This window comes from Fibrobacter sp. UWB1 (assembly GCF_002210325.1).
Classification (GTDB): Bacteria; Fibrobacterota; Fibrobacteria; order Fibrobacterales; family Fibrobacteraceae; genus Fibrobacter.
Window position 1 is genome coordinate 41,420 of the sequence record NZ_MWQL01000001.1, and the last position, 14,578, is coordinate 55,997.

8 protein-coding genes are annotated in these 14,578 nt (G+C 51.3%); all 8 read left to right on the top strand.

What is annotated here, in order from left to right; translation table 11 throughout:
* Window positions 1-55 precede the first annotated feature (55 nt).
* The gene (locus B7988_RS00170) at window positions 56-5,935 is read left to right on the top strand and encodes a glycoside hydrolase family 9 protein (protein WP_088656398.1); all 5,880 of its coding nucleotides are present in this window, start codon (window positions 56-58) and stop codon (window positions 5,933-5,935) included.
* Between the two features lies 1 nt (window position 5,936).
* Window positions 5,937-8,288: an ATP-binding protein gene (locus tag B7988_RS00175; RefSeq protein WP_088656399.1), complete on the top strand. Its 2,352-nt coding sequence runs from the start codon at window positions 5,937-5,939 to the stop codon at window positions 8,286-8,288.
* The gene (locus B7988_RS00180; protein ID WP_073318720.1) at window positions 8,288-8,662 is read left to right on the top strand and encodes a response regulator; all 375 of its coding nucleotides are present in this window, start codon (window positions 8,288-8,290) and stop codon (window positions 8,660-8,662) included. The genes B7988_RS00175 and B7988_RS00180 overlap by 1 nt, the downstream gene beginning before the upstream one ends.
* A 9-nt stretch (window positions 8,663-8,671) precedes the next feature.
* Window positions 8,672-10,144 (top strand): sigma-54 dependent transcriptional regulator, encoded by a 1,473-nt coding sequence (locus B7988_RS00185; RefSeq protein ID WP_088656400.1) that lies wholly within the window; start codon window positions 8,672-8,674, stop codon window positions 10,142-10,144.
* Window positions 10,137-11,549, top strand: coding sequence for a replicative DNA helicase (gene dnaB, locus B7988_RS00190; protein WP_073318949.1), 1,413 nt, complete (start codon window positions 10,137-10,139; stop codon window positions 11,547-11,549). Before B7988_RS00185 ends, dnaB begins: the two co-directional genes overlap by 8 nt.
* A 10-nt stretch (window positions 11,550-11,559) precedes the next feature.
* Window positions 11,560-12,342, top strand: a complete 783-nt coding sequence (locus B7988_RS00195) for an ABC transporter permease (RefSeq protein ID WP_088656401.1) — start codon at window positions 11,560-11,562, stop codon at window positions 12,340-12,342.
* 9 nt (window positions 12,343-12,351) lie between these two features.
* Window positions 12,352-13,137 carry an ABC transporter ATP-binding protein gene (locus B7988_RS00200; protein ID WP_088656402.1) on the top strand — a complete coding sequence of 262 codons (786 nt, stop codon included), beginning with the start codon at window positions 12,352-12,354 and terminating at the stop codon, window positions 13,135-13,137.
* A 183-nt stretch (window positions 13,138-13,320) separates the two neighbouring features.
* Complete coding sequence (locus B7988_RS00205; protein ID WP_088656403.1) at window positions 13,321-14,577, top strand: hypothetical protein; 1,257 nt, start codon at window positions 13,321-13,323, stop codon at window positions 14,575-14,577.
* Window position 14,578: the final 1 nt, after the last annotated feature.

Below are 14,578 nucleotides of genomic sequence, written 5' to 3' on the forward strand. Positions count from 1 at the left end.
TGCCTGGGGAGGCGCATTCTCTTTTTTTTAATGTTTTGGGAGGAAGAGTAAGATTATGAAAAAAGTGTTAAAGGCTGTATTACTGTTGATGTTCTTTGCCGTGGACTTTGCCGTGGCAGATGCGCTTCCTGATCTGGACCGTACCGACAAGGTGCATAGCCGAAAATATCTGGACTCGATAAATGTCTACCATCGTAGACCGATTCGTGTGAACCAGAGTGGCTTTAGGCCGCAGGACTACAAGTATGCCTACGTGGCTGACCCTTCGGATACCAAGTTCAAGGTGATTGACGCCAATAGCGGTGCCGAAGCCTGGAGCGGTTCGTTGAGCTTGATTAGCAATAATGTGGTAAAGCCCAATATGTACGTGAATGGTGCGTTCAACTCCATTACGTCTTATTACCATTATGGTAAGCTAGACAGCAGTACTACGACAGAAAAACTTTACCGTGCAGACTTTACGGGACTTTCTCCAAGTACGCCAGGTGAATATTTTGTGGTGGTGGGTAAAGATACTTCGGCCACGTTCCATATTCACCCTGCCATATTCAACGCTCTCCTTGAAAAATCGCTGATGTTCTTTGGTATTCAGCGTTGCGGTAATACCAATTCCCACTTTCATGCGCCGTGTCACTTGAAAGACGGTTCTGAAATTGGACGAGACTTGACGGGTGGCTGGCATGACTGCGGTGACCATTTTAAGGTGGCCGAAACAGTGGGCTATGCCACTTATGTGCTTTCGATGGTGTACCTCACGTATCAGGACAAGGCCGAAGACCGCTTTGGTCATTCTTACGGCGATACCATACCGGACGGTTACCCGGATGTTTTGTGGGAAGCCAAAGTCGGTGCAGACTACATTTTAAAACTTTATAACGCATCGGTTGAAGACGGCCTGATTGCAAAGGGTGACATGTACCATACGGTGGGTATGAGCGATGAAGACCATCGCTATTGGGATTTGCCTGAGCGTCAGGATAAACAGCCGCGTGAGCAGGGTGGTCCTGACCGCTTTGTGATTAAGGATATTGGTACGAATGTGGCCGGTATTTACGCTGCTGCTTTGGCGAACGTGGCAGAGGGCTTCAAACCTTATGATCCTGTGTATTCTGACTCTTTGTTGCAAGCGGCCAAAACAATTTATGCTAAAATCGTCAAGCCGACGTTTAAACCTTATAATGATATTGGTTGCGCTAGAATGGGTAAAGCAACCATGTATAAGCATGGTGAAACTTTTAATGGTGATGGCTACTATTCCGGTAAGGGCCTTTGCGAAGACGACGCCGCCGCCGCTGCCGCATCGCTCTGGCTGGCCACAGGTGATACGATATATGGCTATGACTTGTATAAAAACAAAGAACTGAATGACAACTACGATATTGCCAAATACGATCTTGCGTTTTTTGAAGGTGGCTATATGGGCACGCCGCCTGGTTTCAACAACTCTTGGGCAACGGACTACCAGAATATTTTCGCCTATGTGTTGTTTACTGTTCAGAAACTGATTTTGAACGATCCTGATTACGAAACAAAATTTCATTTGAGCAAAGAAGAAAGAGATGCCTTGTCTAAGCGAGTTATGGCCTCAATGCGTAAGCAGATTGAAACCAATTCGAGTGGAGATTCTGTTGCTGCCGTTGGTCCTGCAATCGATGGAGAACCTCGTGAAACTCCGGCTCGGCTTAATATAACGCGCCCTTATAATCTTGTTTGGCCCGGCTTTGACTGGGGCTTTAACCGTTATAACATGGGCTCTGCAAATGCGGTATTCTTGCTGTATGAATTGACTGGTGATGAACGTTATTTGAAAGTCGCTCTTGATAACATGTACTATAACTTGGGCGCGAACCCTTGGGATATTTCGTTCTTGATGGGTACTGGTGACAAGAATGAAAACCACCCCCATAACCGAGCTTCGAACCCCGATGGCTATAATGCGGGTGGCATACCCTATGAATACAGGTGCCCAATTGGTGCTTTGATGGGTGGCCGTGATCCGAACATGACTTTGCTTGATGACTGGAATGAATATACCGCAACCGAAACCTGCATTGACTTCTCGGCGCAGTTCCTGTTCCCGGCGCAGAGCTTGGCGCAGACACTCCCGATCGATGCCGAAGGCCCCTTGTTCAGTAACATTCAAGGTACCCCGATTACCGAGACGTCTGCTATTGTAAGCTGGGATGCCAACGAAGTTGCCTTGGTAACGGTATTCTACAATACGACTCCGGATTTGGCCGGCGCAAAGTCGGTGGGCCAGACCAAGGCCACCAAGGGTGGCGAAGTCACGCTTGAAGGCCTTGAAATGGGCCAGACCTACTACTTCTTCTTGGAAGGCATGGATACCAAGCGTAACATGACGACGGACGATAACCATGGCCAGTGGTACCAGTTTACCATGACAAATGTGAAGCCTAATATTAGTGGCGTGACGATTTGCCAGGTGGATAACCGCAGCGCCAAGATTTACTGGTGGACCGATATCCGTTCTAATGGTGTGGTGAATTATGGCACCTCTATGTCGGCGTTGAACGAAACGCAGGCTTCTAGCGATGGGGCGGTGTTGTTCCACGAGGTGACACTCACAAACCTCCAAGCGGGAACCACTTATTACTTTACGGTGTCTTCGGGCATGAGCACTGACAACAACGGTGGCGCGGGTTACAGCTTTACCACCGAAAGCGAAGCGACTTATGCGGATCTTGCCATTTTCATTAAACCCAGTAGCTATCAAGCAGATTGCTCCAATTGGCAGGACTGCTATGAATTCTGGGTGACGCTGACGAATAACGATACCTTGGATTTCCATGATTTCGAAGTAAGACTTTATTTGGGCGATAATCCTAATGTCAAAGTCATTGAATGGGCTAACATGAGCCAGAACTGGAAGGGCAATGGCCAGATGACCTCGATTAAGCAGGGTGGACTTATCTATGGAACCCCGCAATTGGAAGGCTCTAGCTACTATTTCCCCATAACGATCAAGGATACACTTACCGTTTCCGGTCGTATGATTTTCCAGCTTAAGTTCGAATCGGGAACATTTAAGGATTTTGAAAATGGGTGGTCGATTAGGCCGCATACAGCCGATGACGATCCTGAGAGATTTGAAGGAATCGATCTCAAGCAAGGGCCGTATTTTAAGCTGAGTGAAACGAGTGACATTGAGGTGAACGACAAGGGCGATACGGTTATTGCTTTTACCCGTGACCCCTATGTGACGGTCTATTACCATGGCAAGCATATCTTTGGTTATGGCCCGGATTATACGCCAGAAAATGGTCCGCAGGTACACCGTACGGTGACGCTTGAATTCGAAAAACCGTTCAAGACTCCGTTCTATTCTGTAGAAAAAGAAGACTACAAGACAAGTTATGAAGGCTATAGCAAGGTAACCCCCACCGGAATTCTTGATGATCTGGAAATGAACGGTAGACCGCAGAATTTTGTATACGACAACGGAATACGAACCGATTCCTATGTCTTTGCTAAGGATACGACCCTTGCTTATGGCAATAACTATATGGAATGGGTGAGTTGGCACAATCACGTGGCGGGTAAGCCTGGCTATACGGGTAAAAATCAGTATGACTGCGCTTGCGCGGTGGTGCGTAGCAACGTAGAAATCGATACCATTACGACTCCGCTCGAAAAACGCTATCTCAGCTTCGACAAGAATTCTTACAAGACTTATCAGACGTCTGCGGGCGGTACACCCAAGATGGTCGAAGTCCGTGTGCAATTGCTCGATTCCTTGGCCCAGCTTTTGGATACGGTGAACGTTACGCTCACTTTGGGCACTACCAGCGGAAACGTTCTCTTCTGGAGTTCTGCAACTTCGACGATTCCTATTACGAGCATCCAGTTGGTGAATGGCGAAGCGACGTTCTACGTAAGCTCCGAACAGGTGATGGTGACGACCTTGTTCGCGAAGGTCGGTAACTCGACCCAGTTCGATTACGAGCCTGCAATGGCTGACTTGATTATCGAGGAACTGCCGCCTTGGCCGATTATCGATGTCGCGAAGATGGTCGACATGGATTGCGACAACAAGCCGGATGCCATAAAGATTACGATTTCGAACGAATACCAGGAAAACCAGTCGTTCAACTCGGTGCAGTTCGTTTATAACGGCGACACGCTCAAGACGACCGATGTCATTAGCCAGAACGGCAAGGAAATTGTGGTGAAGGCCAACATCAAGGATACCGCCATCAACACGAACCCGAGCGGCTCCATTACGCTGTATTCTAACGTGGGCGGCAAGGTCGAAAGCCATACGGACTTCTACCAGGACGGCATTGCGCCGACGTTGTTGGCTGTCTCGGTGTTGGAACGCCTAGATACCGCGACGAGCGACCGCGTTTACATGCAGTTTAGCGAACCGATTTCTAGCCCGGGCACCGATTGGCCTACACAGTTGTTCGCGACGAACGGTTCTACAGCGGTCAATGCGCCTACGGTCAAGTTCACGCAGATTTATAACGAATCGATGAACGTTTGGGAATTTGTAATCGGTTTTGACGCCAGCGGTAATTCCATTGTGACCGAAGGCATGTTCGCGCAGCTCCTGTCGAATGCATCCATTAAGGACAAGAGCGGTAACGAAGTGTCGGCCACTTGCGGCCAGCCCAAGCTCCCGATTACCTTGAAGCTGATTCCGGTGCCCATGACGTATGCCTCTATTTCGGATGCCGACGAAGACGGCGTTGCCGAACGCGTTTACATTGAATACGCCCGCGCCATTGACCAGAAGCATTATCCGGACAGTATTTCGGTAATCTTTGGCCGTACCGCTCCCGAAACCCTTTGGGTGGCGGGCACGGTTCCGACTTACGCTGCCGACGGCATGACTTCTGTTCTTGACTTGCCCAAGCCCTTTACCTATGGCATTACCAGCGGTACTTACGAGGGCGCTTCGAAGGGCGTGAATATTACGGGCGCAGGCCTTGTCGCCCAGCACTTGGGCAAGGGCGCTTCTTACGAGACGAATTCCGTGCTCGGCGAAGACCTGGCCGGCCCCGTGATCGTGACGGCGACGATTGACATGTCCAAGTCCGATAAATTCGACATGCTCGACATGGTGCTGAGCGAACCGGTGGCTGTCGTGGATTCTTCGCTGGTGTATTACCGCGAAAAGATTGCCGATGTCGACACCGCCATTTACAAGCGCTCGGTGCAGACGCTCACCATTGCGGCCACCAAGACGAGCATGGCTGCCATTTACGACAAGGATAGCCGCCTCGCTGTAACCGACGGTGACTTTGTCCGCCTGCATCCAAAGGAATTCAGTGCCCTGCGCGATGCGCACGGCAACATGCCGGCAACCAATTCCCCGTGGATTCCAATCTTGAGCAGCGGCAATCCGCAGGTCAAGTTCGTGGTGACCATGCAAGACGTGGTGTCCCGTTCGGGCGGCGAATTGCGTTCGCAGGTGCCGTCGCAAGACAACATGCGCATGTACGTGCTGAACCCCGCTACCCACAAGCTCGACTTGATCCAGAACGGTCAGGTGGTTGCAGCGGGTATCGATTCCGCAAGCGTGCAGGGGGCGGTCTGGAAAATCGAAATGACTGTTCCGAGAGGTTCTTCGGGCAACGAAGAGCCCGCCTGGGATTCCTTGCGGGTCAAGTACAACATGCCGATTTATACCAACCTGGGTAGCTACGTGAACCGCTTGGCTGGCAGGTACAGCGTGCCGTCTGGCGTGTACCTGTCTTCGTCCGGCAAGATCGTGTTCTACGTGGAATGGGCAAATACGGCCGTCGGATTGCAGTCTGAACAGGGTAGGGCTGTTGCCACGGGCGCGTATATTTATAAATTGGATATGGAAACGCAGTTCGTCCCGAATGAAAATTCCACGAACGCAGAAAAATTCAGCGGTAAGAACTCTTACGATAAAACATCCACATTTGGTATTAAACGGGTAAAGTAAAATGGCAGAGAGCCTGTATTCCGATTCTTCATACCTTTTGGTGCTTTCGGTACTAGCCCTTCTTGTATCGTTTTACTACCCGGTACTGCTTGAACACAAGATGACGGCACGTCGCTTGCCGAAACCCTTGCGCATGATGGTGATTTCGAACATCGCCTGGAATGCGTGCAGTATTTTGGGGATTCTCTTTTTCAGCGGTACCATCACGCCCGAAATGTCGAACTATTACATAGGTCGCCAGCTTATCTTTGGCTTGCAGGCGCTTTGCTGGGTTCGCGTGGGAGTTGCCCTTTACGACATGGGCGAACTGGTGCTGTTCAGCCACCGCACTCCGTACAAGACGATTTCGGGTTCTGTGGGAATCATGATTGTCATTGCCCTCACGTTCCTGTTCGTGGTCAGTCCCGAGACCATTTCGGGATTTGACTTTTTCGGAATCTTGCCGTTTGCGTACATGCCGATATTCAAGACGTTCACCGTTGTGTATTTGCTGTTCTTCTTGCCGGCATGCCTGCTGATTATTTACCAGCTCATGCGCAGTTCGCTACGCTCGCTAGATCCGACGGTGTTGCATACCGGCGCCTACATGGCGGGTAGCCTGAGCGTGTGCCTTGTGGTGGCGGTGCTGTTCGACTTCGTGATTCCGCTGATCAAGGGCTATGGCGCCTGGAATGGCGGTTTCCAGTTCTTTGTGTGGCACCAGTTCCTTACATTGTTCATTGCGGTTCTTTGCGGCCAATACTATACCTCGGCCAGGTTCCGCGATATGGGTGCCTACTGGTTCTTGCAGAAACTGATCAACAAGATCGAAGACGGTATCATCTATTATGACGAAGCCGGAAAAATCAAGGCGGTAAATCACGGCGCAACCAAGTTGCTCGGCCAGTCTTCTATTAGTTTGTGTGGAAGGTCCATCAAGAACGTGCTCCCGCCGAACCTCGACTTTTTCAGGGAGACGGTGTATAGCGATGTGCGCATGAACATCAATGGCGAAACCCATGTGATGAAGATTTATTTCTTCAAGTGCCGTCAGACGTTGATGACGATTGTGAATGTCGCATTTTTCATGGACCAGTCCAAGACGCTTTTGCTGCAGCAGAACCTGAAAACCTTGAACGAGCAGTACGTGGAATACACGCATGACCTGGTGCGCTATCAGGACCGCTTGAACAAGGAAGCGTCTATCAAGGTCGAAAAGGAAAACGTGCTGAACACGCTGATTAACGCCTTGCCGTTTAGAGTGTGGTACAAGAGCGAACTCGGCGTTTACCAGAAGCAGAACCGCTTGGACTTGGAAAAACGCGGCTCGCGCGAAGGTGCCCGCGACAACGACGAAGATATTTCGGTCTACGAAAAGGAAGCCCGCGAAAAGGGCGAAGTCAAGATGTACACCTCGTTCGAGGACAAGGACGGCGCCGAGATTTCGCAGGACGAAGCGAACCGCCTTACGGGTATGGGCGAACTGGTGCAGACCTTCGACAACATGTATATCCCGATTCTGCAGGCGGGCAAGGCTCCTTACAAGACGCTTTGCCTCAAGGTCGACATGACCGAACAGCGCAGGCTCGAATACGAACGGAACATGTTGCGCGAACAGAAGTTCATTCATTCCCGCCTCGAAGAACTGGGTACCATTTGCGGCGCGTTCGCGCACGACTACAACAACATTTTGGGCTCGCAGCTCGGCTTCCTGGAAATTGCTCAGGAAGTGATTGAAGACAAGCAGTCCCAGGTGTACACGTTTATTTCGGAAGCGAAGAAGGCCGCCCAGCGCGGCAAGGATTCGCTCAACGAACTGCTGAACGCCATTCGCGGCAATGCAAACGCGGCAACGCCTGCGATCGTGTTCTCGCCTTACATGATTATCGAAGATGTGGTCCGCAAGATTTCTTTGACCTTGCCGCCTAACGTGAAGGTGCATAGCGAAGAACTCGACAAGAGCCTCAAGATCCGTGGCATTGTGGCCTCTCTCGATCGCATTATCAGTAACCTCGCCAACAACGCCCTGTTCGCCATGAAAGAAACGGGCGGCGGTTCGCTGACCTTCAAACTTTATCCTGAAACCCTCGAATCCCAGCTGGTAACGCCCTACGCTCCGCCGGTACCTGCGGGCAGTTATGCCAAGTTCGAAATCTCCGATACGGGTACGGGCATGGATTCGGGAACGCTTGAACGTATCTTTGCACCGTTTTTCACGACAAAGGCCCCCGGCGAAGGCCTGGGACTTGGTCTATCTTCTGCCTTAAGGCTGTTAAAAGAGGGAAATGCCTACTTTACGGTGCAGACAATTTTGGGCAAAGGAACTACATTTTATCTATATTGGCCTATGGAAACTGAAACGAAGGAGGGCTAGTGCCTACGATCCTGATTATTGATGACGACGAGCAGTTTAATTTGATGCTCAAGTCCGCTCTTGAAATCAAGGGCTACAATGTGGAAACGGCTAAGAACGGTAAGGAAGCCAAGGCTCTTTACCAGAATAAGACCTATGACGTGATCATTACCGACATCATTATGCCGGATGTCGATGGTTACGAAGTGATTTTGGACCTGCGCCGCTTGAACATGAGTGACCGCACTATCGCCGTGAGCGGTGGTGGCCGTACCTCTGCCGAAGACTATCTGATGACTGCCCAGCACTTTGATGCCGCGGCAACCTTCAACAAGCCTGTGGACTTGCAAGCCCTTCGCGCGAAGGTCGAAGAAATCATCAAGAGCCATTCGTAGTAGGTCGCGATGAATATCCTGATCGCGGATTTGGATCAGAAATTTGTCGGCGATATCCAGCACTCTTGGTCGGTTGCGGGGACAACCTTGTTCACCTGCACCCGCGAAAGTGACCTCATGCCCATCGTCAAGAAGAATTCGATAGACCTTGCGTTTATCGAAGTTCCTTTCTTAATGCAAGACAACATGGACATGGTGAGCTTTTTAAAGGAACGCCACCCTGGAATCGAAATCTTTGTGTTGTGCGATGACCGCAACTGGCAGGGGGCCGCCTCTGCAATTACCCGCGGCGCAAACACCTTCCTCAAAAAGCCGATTTCGATATCTCAACTTGAATCGACGGCTCAAAAAGTTCGTGCCCAGCAACTGAACAAGTCCAACAACCAGCTCATGGAATCCCAGGTGCTGGACGGCCTTTTGGGGAATACCCCCGAAATGCGCAAGATTCTAAAGACCGTCTACAAGGTCGCTCCCACCAACAGCACCGTGCTCATTACCGGCGAATCCGGCTCGGGCAAGGAATTCCTCGCTAACGTGATTCACCGCTACAGCAAACGTGCGGGCGAACCGTTTGTGGCGGTAAACTGTGGCGCCATTCCCGAAAACCTGGTCGAAAGCGAACTCTTCGGAAGTAAGAAGGGTGCGTACACGGGGTCTACCGCCGACAAGAAGGGCCTGTTCGAATCCGCAAACGGCGGAACGCTCTTTCTGGACGAAGTCGGCGAACTCTCGGCGGCGACCCAGGTCAAGCTTTTACGTTTTTTACAGAGCCACGAAATCAGGCGTGTGGGCGATACCCAGCCGCAGTACCTGGACGTGCGCGTGCTTGCTGCAACGAACCGCGACCTGCAAGAGGCCATGCAAGAAGGCCGCTTCCGCGAAGACCTTTACTACCGCCTGAATACATTCCATTTGCTTTTGCCCCCGCTCCGCGAACGCAAGCCCGCGCTCCCGAACCTGATCAAGTATTTCATCTTGAAGAACAAGGACGCCCAGGGCAAGGACATTGTGGACCTTGAACCGGCGGCCCTGTATGCGCTGACTAAGTATTCGTACCCGGGCAACATTCGCGAACTCGAAAACATTATCGAGCATGCGACCGTACTTGCCGAAGGCGGGGTGATTCGCCTGGAAGACTTGCCCGAAGAGGTGCAGGCCTGCGCCCGCGAACAGACGATGGCGATTCCGCACATCAAGGGCGACCACAATGCCGACTCCCAGGTGATTGAAGCCGAACCGATCGACTTGCCGGGAATCTCGTTTGAAAGCAGCGCGAAACCGGAAAAGAAACCTGCCGCCGAAACCGAAGACGATGGCGAACTCTTGTCGCTCGAAGAAATGGAACGCAGGCATATTCTGCGCGCCCTGAGCGTGTGTGGCGGCAATCGCACCGAAGTCTGCAAGCGCTTGGGCATTAGCCGTGCGACCCTGTGGCGTAAATTGAAAGAACTTAAGATTATGATGGATGGCGACGATGCCTGATTTTGAAAATCAACAGAATTCTTACGAAGGCCGCCAGGTCCCGATGGACCTGGATGCTGAACGTTGCCTGCTTGGAAGTATTTTGCGCGATCCTGACGTGATGGGCGAAGCCATCATGATTATCAAGGACGAAAGCTTTTTCTACCTGGAAAAGCATCAGTTGATTTGGACTGCCCTGTGTACGCTCAACCGCAACGTGACGCCGATTGACTTGGTGACGCTTGCAGCCGAGCTCGAGACCATGAACAAGCTTACGCTGGTGGGCGGTCGCGAATACCTGTTCGAACTGATGGAATCGGTGGCCTCTTCGGCCAACGCCAGCTGGCATATCGAGCTCTTGCGCAAGAAGGCGACGCTCCGCAAGCTGATCAAATCTTCGTCTGCGGTTATCAAGAATGCCATGGACCCGGCGGCGGTGCCCGACGAGGTCTTGCAAGATGCCGAACGCGATATCTTCGCCATTGCCGACGACCAGATTCGCGATTCCTTGAAGCCGATCCAGAATTTTGTGACGCCTCTTTTGGAACGCCTGAACAACCGCAAGGACGGCATTACGGGCATTCGCACGGGCATTACCGAACTTGACGAACTCACCAACGGCCTGCAAAAGTCCGACTTGATTATTCTCGCGGCACGCCCGGGTGTAGGTAAGACGTCTTTCGCTTTGACGATTGCGGCGAATGCGGCCATCAACTTCCAGCAGAATGTGGCCTTCTTCAGCCTCGAAATGGATGGCGTGCAGCTGGCCCAGCGTCTGCTTTGCTCGCAGGCACAAATCGACCAGAGCAAGCTCCGTAACGGCTACCTCAACAGCGACGAAAAGAAGAAACTGATTGCCGCCGTGACGCCGATTCAAAAGGCACCGCTCTATGTGGACGATAACGCTGACCTCGGCATCATGGAACTCATGAGCAAGGCCCGCCAGCTCAAACGCAAAGGCAAGCTCGATCTTTTGATTATCGACTACCTGCAGCTCATGAAGACGGGTAAAGAAGAAAACCGTGCCGTCGCTATCGGTGCCATTTCCCGCGGCCTCAAGATTCTTGCAAAGGAAATGCAGATTCCGGTTATCGCGCTCGCACAGCTCAGCCGTAAAGTCGAAGAAAAGGGCCGCGAACGCCCGCAGCTTTCTGACCTTCGAGAATCGGGTTCTATCGAACAGGATGCCGACATGGTGTGGTTCGTGGAACGCAAGTTCGTGCAGACCCACCGCGAAGAAGACAAGCATACCGCAGAACTGATTGTGGCCAAGCACCGTAACGGTTCGGTCAAGGATATTCCCATGACCTTCATTCCGGAATACACCACGTTCTACGATGCCGCCCCCGAAGGCGAAGGCGGTGGCGAAGCCTATGCCTACGACGACGCAAGCGACATGGGCCCGACGGATTTCGGAAGTTACTAAGGGGTTCTAGATGCAGATTCTGATAGCTCCATTTCTCTGGATTGGCGAGGTTATCGTAACCGGTATTTCGGCTATTGGCGAAGTGGTCTGCATTTTTTTGAACACGCTCAAGCAGTTGCGTTTTATTCACAAGAATCCGGTGCTCATCGTAAAGCAGATGATTTCGATTGGCGTGTCGTCGCTTCCGCTTTTGTTCGTGACGTCTATTTTTACGGGCATGGTGGCCACGGTGCAGGCAGAATTCGAATTCCATAACCTGGTGGCCGACAAGTTCGTGGGTACGGCTGCCTGTAAAATGATCCTGATCGAGCTTGGCCCCCTGCTGACGGCGATTGTGCTTTCGGGCCGCGTGGGTTCTGCCGTCGCTGCAGAACTGGGCTCCATGAAAGAAAAAGAGGAACTGGCCGCCTACACGGTGCTGGGCCTTGACCCGTACCGCTATTTGGCGATGCCGCGCTTTGTGGCCTTCTTTACCATGGTGCCTTGCCTTACCGTTATTTCGAATGCGCTGGGTATTATCGGTGGCTGGATTGTTTGCGTGCTCGGCCTCGACATTACCACCTATACTTACGTGACTGGTATGCAGTACTTGTTTGACCCCATGGATTTGTGGTCGGGTACGCTCAAGTCCTTTGTCTTTGGAACCTTGATTTTCTTGCTGGGTTACTACCATGGCATTAATGCCAAGCCGGGTGCCCGCGGTGTCGGAATTGCGACCATGAGCGTGGTGGTTTCAAGCTGCCTCATGATTTTGATTGCAGACTTTGTTTTGGACGCTATCCTATTCTTCTAAGGTGTCACTATGCCAAACGTAAAAATAGACCCGAACGATATCGCTATCCGTCTTAAGGGATTAAAGAAGTCCTTTGGTCCGCAGGACGTTCTTTGCGACGTGAACCTGGATATTCGCCGTGGCGAGACGATGGTGATTATCGGAAAGTCCGGTGGCGGAAAGTCCGTGATTCTAAAACACATGATTGGGCTTTTGCAACCCGATGGTGGCGAAGTGACTGTGGACGGCGTGACTATCAGTACGCCCAAGTTCTTCGACACGCACACGATTCGCCGCAAGATGGGTATGCTGTTCCAGATGGGCGCCCTTTTTGACTCCATGGACACGGGCGAAAATATTGCGTTTGCCTTGCGCGAACATCACCCTGAAATGAGCGAAGCCGAAATCCAGGACGTGGTGACCGAAAAGCTCAAGATGATCAACTTGGTGCCGGAATTTAGAACCAAGATGCCGTCTGAACTTTCGGGCGGTATGCGCAAGCGTGTGGCCCTTGCCCGCGCCATCGCCTTGAACCCGGAAATCCTTTTGTACGACGAACCCACTACGGGTTTGGACCCCATTACCAGCGACGTGATCAACGACTTGATTCTCGATATGCAGAGCAAGCTTGGCGTGACCTCGGTGGTGGTGACTCACGACATGGTGAGTGCTTTCAAGGTGGCCGACCGAATTGCCATGCTGTATAATGGTCGTATTATCGAAGTGGGCACAGTTGACGAAATCAAGAACACCAGTAATCCTTACGTACACCAGTTTATTACGGGCCAGCGCAGGATTTCGGTGGACGAAGAATAGAATAAATTATCGTCATTGCGAGGAGCCGTAGGCGACGAAGCAATCTTTGTAAACATGACTTTACGTTTGTCAAGTGGTCATGGCGAATGTATGCAAAAAATATGTGCTTTTCTGCACGAAATTTAGCACGCCTATAGCGTTTTGATTTTTAAAAATGTATTTTTCCGACAAAGAGGTTTTATTATGAATAAGAAACTATTCGTAGGTATTTCTATGGTGACTGCGGTCAGTGCAGGCTTCTGGGCCTGTGGTGAAGGCACCATCAATGAAATGACCGAAATGGATAATGTTATTTCGATGCAGTATCCCTTGGATCCGGCGACTGGCGCCGCTAGCCCGGAACTTCAGAACCTGAGGGACAACGCCAAGAACACTTGTAAAGAAGACATGGGTTGCTACACCCAGTATCAGGGTTACCTCGAAGGTACGGAACCGGTAGATGTTCCCGAATCCTCTTCCTCCGAAGAAAATCAGGGCCCAATCACGAACCCCACGATGTCGTCCTCTTCTCGTGGCGATTTCAACATCGTGACCAAGCCGTCTTCTTCTTCCATGCAGATTATCGATAACCCTGAGCCGACGTCCTCTGCTGGTGGAGAAATCATTGTCCCGGTAACCGGTCTCGGTTCTTGCGCTCCGGCCTCTACGCCTATCAGCAAGAGTGGTAAGGTCAAGTGGAAGTTCACTGCAAACACGAACAATCCGACTTACAGGCCCGCTGATTTCGCCAAGGCCCAGTTTGCCTGGACTTTCGAGGGCGGTACTCCGGCTACGGGTACTGGTGCTACGACTGGCGACATTACATATAGCGCATCCGGTGCTGTAGGTGCTTCTTTGACCGTGACCATGGGTGATGGCGCTTCTGAAACGATTCAGTGCTCTAAGCTCCAGGTGAACGGCGACCCGATTACGGGTTGTAAGTGTACCTCTCCGGAAGCAAAGGTTGACTACTTGACGCAGCCGGATGTATCTTGGACTGTGGAAGGTTGTACCTCTGCATCTGACATTATCTCCTATACATGGGATGGTGTTGAAGGTGGCGCAATCTTTACCAAGACTTTTGATGCTGCTCAGAATGGCTATACTCCGAAGCTCGTGGTTGGCAATGCCGACAATACCGCAATTGAAGTGTCTTGTACAACCGTGAAGACGACGAAGGGTTCTGAGTTCACGTTTGAAAAACCAGATACCAAGATTGCTCTTCCGGCAGGTGAGTCAAGTGTAGAATTTGATCTCCCGGCTACATGGCACAATGGTACGGAGGGAACTTGTACCTTCAGATGTGATGGTGCCAACCAGCCCATCACGATTACCATTGGCACTCAATCATCAAAGCCTGATTACTCGGCAACGTTGCAGATTCCCATTGCAAAAACAATTAACAAGACTGCAATGACTGTGACGCTTGATGTTGCTGCTAATTGCCAGGTCGGCTACTAAT

Bases quoted from the DNA above. Each gene is read 5' to 3' on its own strand.
- B7988_RS00170 (WP_088656398.1), top strand. From the start codon at position 56: ATGAAAAAAGTGTTAAAGGCTGTATTACTGTTGATGTTCTTTGCCGTG.
- B7988_RS00175 (WP_088656399.1), top strand. From the start codon at position 5,937: ATGGCAGAGAGCCTGTATTCCGATTCTTCATACCTTTTGGTGCTTTCG.
- B7988_RS00185 (WP_088656400.1), top strand. From the start codon at position 8,672: ATGAATATCCTGATCGCGGATTTGGATCAGAAATTTGTCGGCGATATC.
- dnaB (WP_073318949.1), top strand. From the start codon at position 10,137: ATGCCTGATTTTGAAAATCAACAGAATTCTTACGAAGGCCGCCAGGTC.
- B7988_RS00195 (WP_088656401.1), top strand. From the start codon at position 11,560: ATGCAGATTCTGATAGCTCCATTTCTCTGGATTGGCGAGGTTATCGTA.
- B7988_RS00200 (WP_088656402.1), top strand. From the start codon at position 12,352: ATGCCAAACGTAAAAATAGACCCGAACGATATCGCTATCCGTCTTAAG.
- B7988_RS00205 (WP_088656403.1), top strand. From the start codon at position 13,321: ATGAATAAGAAACTATTCGTAGGTATTTCTATGGTGACTGCGGTCAGT.